We start from the raw sequence: 8,758 nt of genomic DNA on the forward strand, positions 1-8,758 counted from the left end.
CTCTACTTATAATGCTTTTTCTAATAATTTACGTTTGGCGAAAATCATACGACCAGCTGATGTTTGTAACACACTCGTAACAAGTACATTGAGTTGCGAACCTACGTATTCTCTACCATCTTCTACTACAATCATCGTGCCATCATCTAAATATGCAACACCTTGATTTTGTTCTTTTCCATCTTTTACAACATAAACGCTTAGTTCTTCACCTGGGAGTACAACAGGTTTAATTGCATTAGCTAAATCGTTAATGTTTAACACCGTTACCCCTTGTAATTCAGAGACTTTATTTAAGTTAAAATCATTTGTTACTACCGTTCCACCAGTGATTTTCGCCAACTTTACAAGCTTGCTATCCACTTCTTGAATATCATCGAAATCACCTTCATAAATTTCTACCGGAATCGGCATCTCTTTTTGAATACGATTTAAAATGTCTAATCCTCTACGACCACGATTACGCTTTAAAGCATCAGACGAATCGGCAATGTGCTGAAGTTCTTCTAACACGAATTGTGGAATCACAATTGTTCCTTCTAAAAACTTTGTTTGGCAAATATCAGCAATACGTCCATCGATAATTACACTCGTATCGAGAATTTTCCAATGAGTTGTAGATTCTTCTACCTCAGTTTCAGTTTCTTCATGCTCGCTATTATTATTTTTCTTCTTCCCACGTTGTGGTAATGTAAATAATCCTAGCAATTCATTCCTCTTTTTAAACCCTACTTGGAATCCTAAATATCCAAGTAAAAGAGTAAAGAAAACTTGCAACACTGTACTAATAACTGGAATTGTAAATTCACGAATTGGTATTAAAATTAAATATGCAACAATAAGACCAGAGATTAATCCTAATGTACCAAATAAAACATCTGCTACAGGCGCCTTTACAAGAGCCTCTTCAATATGCTTAATAAGTTGAACGATATAATCTACAAGCCAAAATGTTGTTAAAAATAAAATAATTGCACCAATAATTGCTCGAACATATGATCCTTCCAATAAAGGAACGGCACCGATGTCTAATACATTAATAACTTTTGGGATTAAGTAAATCCCTAACGCTCCACCAATTACTAGAAAGAAGAGCTGTACAATCCGTTTTAACATCCAACCACCTCCTACTCATTATTAACCATTGTTTCGCTAATCAAAACGCCGAATGCAAAAGCGGACGTGTTTTTTTATAAATAGTTTTATTTACCAATATATCATATCATATACCAAAAGTGTTCTAGTGTCGTTATATTATGGAATCAATGTAATATTCTTAATTGTGTCTACTCATATAGAGATGCTCTTGAATTCTTTTTAGGCCTTCTCGTATTTTCTTCGCCCTGACTTCCCCAATTCCTTCCACATCATCTAATTCATTAATAGTTGCCCGACAAACACCTTGCAAAGTTTTAAATCTGTTAATTAAATTTTCAATGATAAGTGGTGGAACACGTGAAATTTTGCTGGTGATTCGGTATCCTCTCGGTGTCACACTTTCTTCTAAACTCGTTTGTCCTGGATATCCAAGTAATTTAACTAAATCACTATCCTCTAGAAGTTGTGTATTTGCAAGTTCTTGTAACCTTTTCAAAATTTGATGATGGTCTTGTGTTTTTTCTTGATGGTAATCCTTTATTAATAGCGCTGCTTCTGCTTCTAAATCAGCTAGTAGTTCTGTAAGTTGTAAACGAATTAACCTACCTTCTGTTCCTAGTTCATGAATATAGCTCAATATTTCATTTTTAATACGTAGTACCATTTCAACACTATGTAAAACATGAACCACCTCGGACATTGTAACAACCTCTTCAAATTCTAGAATACCCAAATTCGTAATCCCATCATTCCATACGGCTTTATATTTTTCTAACGTTTGAATAGCTTGATTTGCCTTTGTTAAAATAACACCTATATCTTTTAGTGTATAACGTAAATTCCCTTGATATAGTGTAATTACGTTACGTCTTTGTGAAATAGCCACAACAAGGCTACCTGTCTGCTTTGCTACACGCTCTGCCGTTCGGTGACGCATTCCCGTTTCAATAGAATCAATAGATGCCTCTGGAACTAATTGTGCGTTCGCAATTAAAATTTTACTTCCCGTTTCATTTAAAATAAGCGCCCCGTCCATTTTTGCTAACTCGTATAAACTAGCAGGAGAGAATGCACAATTAATATGAAAACCTCCATCAACAATACTTTTAATCTGCTCGTTATATCCAAGAACAATTAATCCCCCTGTTTGTGCGCGAAGTACATTATCTATCCCTTCGCGCAGTGGTGTTCCCGGAGCCACGAGCTGTAAAATATTAATCATACTTTTGACACGTTGCTTGTTTTCTTCCATAGCCTAGCCTCCTAATGTCAAACGAAGCGCTTCCCCTAAATTAGATACACCTACTACCTCAATCCCATCCGGAATTGTCCATCCTCCCAAATTTTTTCTAGGAATAATAGCACGTTGAAATCCTAATTTAGCCGCTTCTTGTACACGTTGTTCAATTCTTGATACTCTTCTTATTTCTCCAGTTAATCCGACTTCTCCTATTACTGCATCGGTTGGTGCCGTAGATTTATCTCTAAAACTTGAAGCTATACTTAAAGCCACCGCTAAATCAATTGCTGGTTCATCTAATTTCAAACCACCCGCCACTTTTAAATATGCGTCTTGATTTTGCAATAATAAACCTGTTCTTTTTTCTAGCACCGCCATAATAAGAGATACACGGTTATGATCAATTCCCGTTGCCATTCTTCGAGGGTTTCCAAAACTAGTAGGGGAGATTAATGCTTGTATTTCTACTAACACTGGTCTTGTTCCTTCCATTGAGGCTACCACGGTTGATCCTGCAACCCCAACAGGTCTTTCCTCAAGGAAAATTTCAGACGGGTTTAAGACTTCCGCAAGGCCAAGTTCTTTCATTTCAAAAATACCCATTTCATTCGTAGAACCAAAACGATTCTTAACAGCTCGCAAAATACGATATGTATGATGACGGTCTCCTTCAAAGTAAAGAACTGCGTCGACCATATGTTCTAACATACGTGGTCCTGCAATTGCACCTTCTTTTGTCACGTGTCCGACGATAAAAATAGGGATTCCTTTCGTTTTTGCAAGTTTCATTAACTCTGCTGTACATTCACGTACTTGTGCCACACTTCCTGGTGCTGACGTCACTTCTGGTAAATGTATCGTTTGAATGGAATCAATAACAACAAAGGCCGGATTCATCTCTTCAATGTGTGTTGCAATTCGCTGCAAATCCGTCTCTGCTACAACAAATAAATTACTACCCTTTACATCCAAACGATCTGCACGAAGTTTTATCTGCTTTGCTGACTCCTCACCCGATATGTAGAGTACATCATATGAAGAATCTGCTAATTGCGATGAAATCTGTAATAACAACGTTGATTTTCCAATCCCAGGGTCCCCGCCGATAAGTACTAAAGATCCATCTACGATTCCACCACCAAGTACACGGTTAAATTCTTGAAATTTTGTTTCAATACGCGCCTCAGACTTTGTTTCTACTTCTGTAAGACGTCTTGGTTTTGTTACTTCTGTTTGAATTGCATTGGCATAATTAAGGCGCCTTGATGATACAACCGGTTCCATCTCTTCAACAAGCGTATTCCATTGACCACATCCGGGGCACTTCCCCATATATTTCGGTGACTGATAACCACACTCTTGACATGTGAATTTTGTTTTCTTTTTAGCCATATCGTTTTATATTTCACTTCACTTTCATCTATAAACAATTTATCCTTCTCGTACAAGAAAGAGGGCTATCTCGTAGCCCTCTTAGTTTGTCTATACTTATTTTACCTTTTCAGCACTATGAATGACAAATGATTCTCCTTCAACATCAAAGATAACTTTTTGTCCTTTCTCAATAGCACCTTTTAAAAGTTCTTCCGATAGTCTATCTTCTACATGTTTCTGAATTGCTCTACGAAGCGGGCGAGCACCGTACTCTCGGTCAAATCCTTTATCAGCAATGGCTGAAATCGCTCCTTCTGTTAAATGCAATTCAATCTCTTGCTCTTTTAAGCGATTCACTAACTGATTCACCATAAGTGTTACAATCTCTTGAATATGTTTTTTCTCAAGCATATGGAACACGATAATTTCATCAATACGGTTTAAGAATTCTGGACGAAATGCTTTTTTCAGTTCATCCATTACTTTACCTTTCATATCTGAATAATCACGGCTCTCATCTTGTACGTTAAATCCAAGATGTTTATTACGTTTTAACGCGTCTGCACCAACGTTAGATGTCATAATAACAATTGTATTACGGAAATCAACCGTACGCCCTTTAGAATCCGTTAAGCGACCATCTTCTAATACTTGTAGTAAAATGTTAAACACATCCGGATGAGCTTTCTCTACTTCATCTAATAGAACAACTGAATATGGCTTACGGCGAACCTTTTCCGTTAATTGTCCACCTTCTTCATATCCAACATATCCTGGAGGAGATCCAACTAAACGAGAGGTAGAATGCTTCTCCATGTACTCAGACATATCGATGCGAATCATTGCATCCTCATCACCGAACATAGATTCTGCTAACGCTCTTGCTAGCTCAGTCTTACCTACACCTGTTGGTCCTAAGAAAATAAATGAACCAATCGGACGTTTCGGATCTTTCAATCCTGCTCTAGCACGACGAACAGCTTTCGCTACAGCTACTACTGCTTCATCTTGACCAATAACACGATCGTGAAGAATGGATTCTAAGTTTAATAATTTATCAGTCTCTGTTTGTGCAAGTTTAGAAACTGGAATACGCGTCCATGTAGATACGACATTTGCAATATCTTCTACTGTTACTTCTGAGTTTTCTTGTCCCTGTTTCTCTTTCCACTGACGCTTTGTATCTTCTAACTTCTCACGCAAGCGTTGTTCCATATCACGTAAGGAAGCAGCTTTTTCAAATTCTTGACTTTGTACAGCTGCATCTTTTTCTTTTCTAATTTCCTCAAGCTTCACTTCAAGCTCTTTTAAATTTGGTGGTGTTGTATAAGAGCGTAAGCGAACCTTAGAAGCAGCTTCATCAATTAAATCAATTGCTTTATCTGGTAAGAAACGATCTGTAATATAACGATCTGAAAGCTTTACAGCTGCATCAATTGCATCATCTGTAATAGATACGCGGTGATGTGCCTCATAGCGATCACGTAAACCTTTCAAGATTTGAGTTGATTCGTCTAAACTTGGCTCATCAACGTGAATTGGTTGGAAACGTCTCTCTAAAGCCGCGTCTTTTTCAATATATTTGCGATATTCATCTAACGTTGTCGCCCCAATACATTGTAACTCCCCGCGAGCTAAAGATGGTTTTAAAATGTTCGATGCATCAATGGCACCTTCTGCTCCACCTGCACCAATTAATGTATGAAGTTCATCAATAAATAGAATAATATTTCCTGCCTGACGGATTTCATCCATTACTTTCTTCAAACGATCTTCAAATTCACCACGATATTTCGTTCCAGCTACCACTGTACCCATATCTAGTGTCATAACACGCTTATCTCTTAAAGTTTCAGGAACTTCATTATTTACGATTTGTTGTGCTAATCCTTCTGCGATCGCCGTTTTACCTACACCAGGCTCTCCAATTAATACAGGATTGTTTTTTGTTCTACGGCTTAACACTTCAATTACACGTTGAATTTCTTTACCACGCCCAATAACAGGGTCTAAACGATTTTCACGTGCAACAACTGTTAAATCACGTGCTAAGCTATCCAGTGTTGGTGTATTTGCATTTGTTGAAGAACCACCTTGGTGACCTGAGCTTGCTTCATTGCTTCCAAGAAGTTGCAATACTTGTTGTCTTGCCTTATTTAGGCTAACACCTAAGTTATTTAAAACACGTGCTGCTACACCTTCACCTTCACGGATTAAACCAAGTAAGATATGTTCTGTTCCAACGTAAGAATGACCTAATTTACGAGCTTCATCCATAGACAACTCAATAACCTTTTTAGCACGCGGTGTATAATGTACCGTTTGAGAAGCTTCTGTTCCGCGTCCAATTAACGCTTCTACTTCTTTTTGAACTTTCTCTGGACTTAATCCTAGAGCAATTAACGCTTTTGCTGCAATTCCTTCCCCTTCGCGTACAAGCCCAAGTAAAATATGTTCTGTTCCAATATTATTATGCCCAATGCGAATTGCTTCCTCTTGAGATAAAGCTAATACTTTCTGTGCTCTTTCTGTAAATCTTCCAAACATCATAGAAATCGCCTCCTACTTGCGCTTAGTTTTTTTCAATACGTAATCGCTCACGGATTAAGGTTGCTCTTCGATAATCTCTTTCTTCTGGTCCTAAAGGTCCTCCTGCATATTGTTGTAAAATGCCTGGTTGTGTAAGGACCATTAGCTCAGTCAAAATATTTCTCGATACACCTTTTATATATCCTAAATCAATACCAAGTCGTACATCTGATAAGCAAGTGGCCGCTTCCGCAGATTGAATTAACCGACTGTTTGCTAGTATGCCATAAGAGCGATAAACTTTATCTTCAAGCTCAATACTTGAATTTTGTACAATTAATTCTCTAGCCATTTTTTCTTGCTGTATGATTTGTTGAATGACACTCTTTAAATCTGCAATAATATCTTCTTCAGATTTTCCTAGCGTCATTTGATTTGACACTTGAAATATATTACCTAACGCTTCGCTACCTTCACCGTATATTCCTCTTACTACTAACCCTAATTTCTGAATTACTTGTATAATACGGCTAATTCTTTTCGTTAAAACGAGTCCCGGTAAGTGAATCATTACAGAAGCTCTTAATCCAGTACCAACGTTAGTAGGGCAACTCGTAATATATCCAAGTGATTCATCAAAAGCATATTCAACCTCTTCCTCTATCCAATTATCTATTTGATTGGCACTTTGAAGAGCCTCTGATAATTGCAATCCTGAAAACAAACACTGAATCCGAATATGGTCTTCTTCATTAAGCATAACACTAATATGTTCGCTTTCTGACAATAGACATGCTCCATACTCAGTTCCTGCAAGGCTGGGACTAATTAAGTGCTTTTCAACTAATACTCTCCTTTGAAGAGGTGTTAATTCATTCATTTTTAATAGTTCAAACTCTCCAAAAGGTTCTACCGTTTTATTTATAAATTCCTTTTTAAATAATTCATGAATCTGTTTAGCTTCTTCTTCGCTTTGCATAGTAGAGAATTGATATTTTTTAAAATTACGAGCCAAACGAATTCGACTGCTTAAAACAATATCAGAATCAGGGCCATCCCCCTTCATCCATGGACTAATCGCTTCATTCATAATTTTGTCCAGTGACATAGAACTATTCCCCCTCTCTATGCTCACTAAGCTGATTTTCAAGACCTCGAATTTTATCCCTTACTTCAGCAGCTTTCTCAAACTCCTCTTTCTGTACACATTGTTTCAGAATGAGTTTTAGTTCATCTAATTCTTTCTTTAAGTGAATATTTCCTTCTATACGTTCCGGAATTTTTCCACAATGATCTGTATGTCCACCGTGAAGACGTTTTAATAATGGCTTTAAATGTTCCTTAAATGTATCGTAACAAGAAGCACATCCAAAGCGTCCCACCTTTGTAAATTGTTCATATGTCATCTTACAATCCGGGCATCTTAATATACTTGTATTCGAAAACCCGTTTTTTCCTTCTTCAAACATTGTTGATTCACCGTGTAATAACCCAGCAAATAAATCATGAAATGAAAAGTTAGACTGCGAAGATTGAAAGAAAGACGTATAGCCACTTTGTTCTGCACATTGCTCACAAAGATGAACTTCCGCCTTCTTCTCGTTGATTACTTTTGTATAGTGTAAAGTTGCTGGTCTTATATTACAGTTTTGACAAGTCATCACTATCCCCACCTTTATAACAGGAACGATCTATCTCATAGTACTTTTCATACATTACTAGATGGTTCACTTTCCTTTATTCGTTTAAATAAAAGTGCGTGTTCTTTTTTCAAAACCTCTACAATATTTAACTGCCTTATCTCTTAGTTATTATTCTTTTACAACAGCTATATTTATTTATATTTCAGTGTTCTTAACATTGCGCATAATATTCGAGCCCTAAGTTCATCTCGAGAAGGAACATCCATTGATAATACAGAACGATCTAGTACACTTAGCATAAGTTTAGCTTCACGATTTGTTATGATTCCCTCTTCTATTAAACGTATAATCATACTCTCTGCATTCCCTTGTGCAATACTATGATCAATCATATGAAGCATTTGATCAATAATGTCTATATCATCATGCAGTTTGACTTTTATAATGCGAATGTAACCTCCTCCACCACGTTTACTTTCTACTACAAATCCTCTTTCTAACGTAAAACGGGTATTGATTACATAATTGATTTGAGATGGTACGCACTCGAATCGATCCGCAATCTCATTTCTTTTGATTTCAATCACATTATTATTACTTAAGTCAATAACTTGCTTTAGATATTGCTCAATGATATCAGATATATTTCTCATTTATCCGCCACCTTTATTGACTTTGACTATCTTTGACTTTAATTATATACGTATTAATAAAATTTGCAACTCTTTTGCTTATTCACTATCCTAGCCACGTTCCCTTGTATTTAATCAAAATAATTATTATTTAAACACATTTTTTAATTACTATGGATTATAAAAGAAAACACGAAAAAACACGAGTCATTTGACTCGTGCTTAGTTGCTTGGCGACGTCC

The 8,758-nt window shown here is 36.7% G+C and carries 7 protein-coding genes; all 7 read right to left on the reverse strand.

Annotation, left to right across the window (positions count from 1 at the left end; all coding sequences use genetic code 11):
* Window positions 1-6: 6 nt before the first annotated feature.
* The 7 genes from DN390_RS15825 to ctsR all read right to left on the reverse strand — a co-directional run bounded on the left by DN390_RS15825 (window position 7) and on the right by ctsR (window position 8,537).
* A complete protein-coding gene (locus DN390_RS15825; protein ID WP_060629202.1) occupies window positions 7-1,116 on the reverse strand; it encodes a PIN/TRAM domain-containing protein in 1,110 nt (369 codons plus the stop codon).
* 160 nt (window positions 1,117-1,276) lie between these two features.
* Window positions 1,277-2,350: a DNA integrity scanning diadenylate cyclase DisA gene (disA, locus tag DN390_RS15830; protein ID WP_060629201.1), complete on the reverse strand. Its 1,074-nt coding sequence runs from the start codon at window positions 2,348-2,350 to the stop codon at window positions 1,277-1,279.
* 3 nt (window positions 2,351-2,353) lie between these two features.
* Window positions 2,354-3,730 carry a DNA repair protein RadA gene (gene radA / locus DN390_RS15835; RefSeq protein ID WP_060629200.1) on the reverse strand — a complete coding sequence of 459 codons (1,377 nt, stop codon included), beginning with the start codon at window positions 3,728-3,730 and terminating at the stop codon, window positions 2,354-2,356.
* Between the two features lie 96 nt (window positions 3,731-3,826).
* Window positions 3,827-6,262, reverse strand: a complete 2,436-nt coding sequence (gene clpC, locus DN390_RS15840) for an ATP-dependent protease ATP-binding subunit ClpC (protein ID WP_060629199.1) — start codon at window positions 6,260-6,262, stop codon at window positions 3,827-3,829.
* A gap of 22 nt (window positions 6,263-6,284) precedes the next feature.
* A complete protein-coding gene (locus DN390_RS15845) occupies window positions 6,285-7,349 on the reverse strand; it encodes a protein-arginine kinase McsB (RefSeq protein WP_060629198.1) in 1,065 nt (354 codons plus the stop codon).
* Window positions 7,350-7,353: 4 nt separating this feature from the next.
* Complete coding sequence (locus DN390_RS15850; protein ID WP_098608744.1) at window positions 7,354-7,902, reverse strand: protein-arginine kinase activator protein McsA; 549 nt, start codon at window positions 7,900-7,902, stop codon at window positions 7,354-7,356.
* Between the two features lie 173 nt (window positions 7,903-8,075).
* The gene (ctsR, locus tag DN390_RS15855; protein ID WP_060629196.1) at window positions 8,076-8,537 is read right to left on the reverse strand and encodes a transcriptional regulator CtsR; all 462 of its coding nucleotides are present in this window, start codon (window positions 8,535-8,537) and stop codon (window positions 8,076-8,078) included.
* Between the last annotated feature and the right edge of the window lie 221 nt (window positions 8,538-8,758).

The organism is Bacillus sp. SH7-1 (assembly GCF_008042405.1).
Lineage (GTDB): Bacteria > Bacillota > Bacilli > Bacillales > Bacillaceae_G > Bacillus_A > Bacillus_A thuringiensis_N.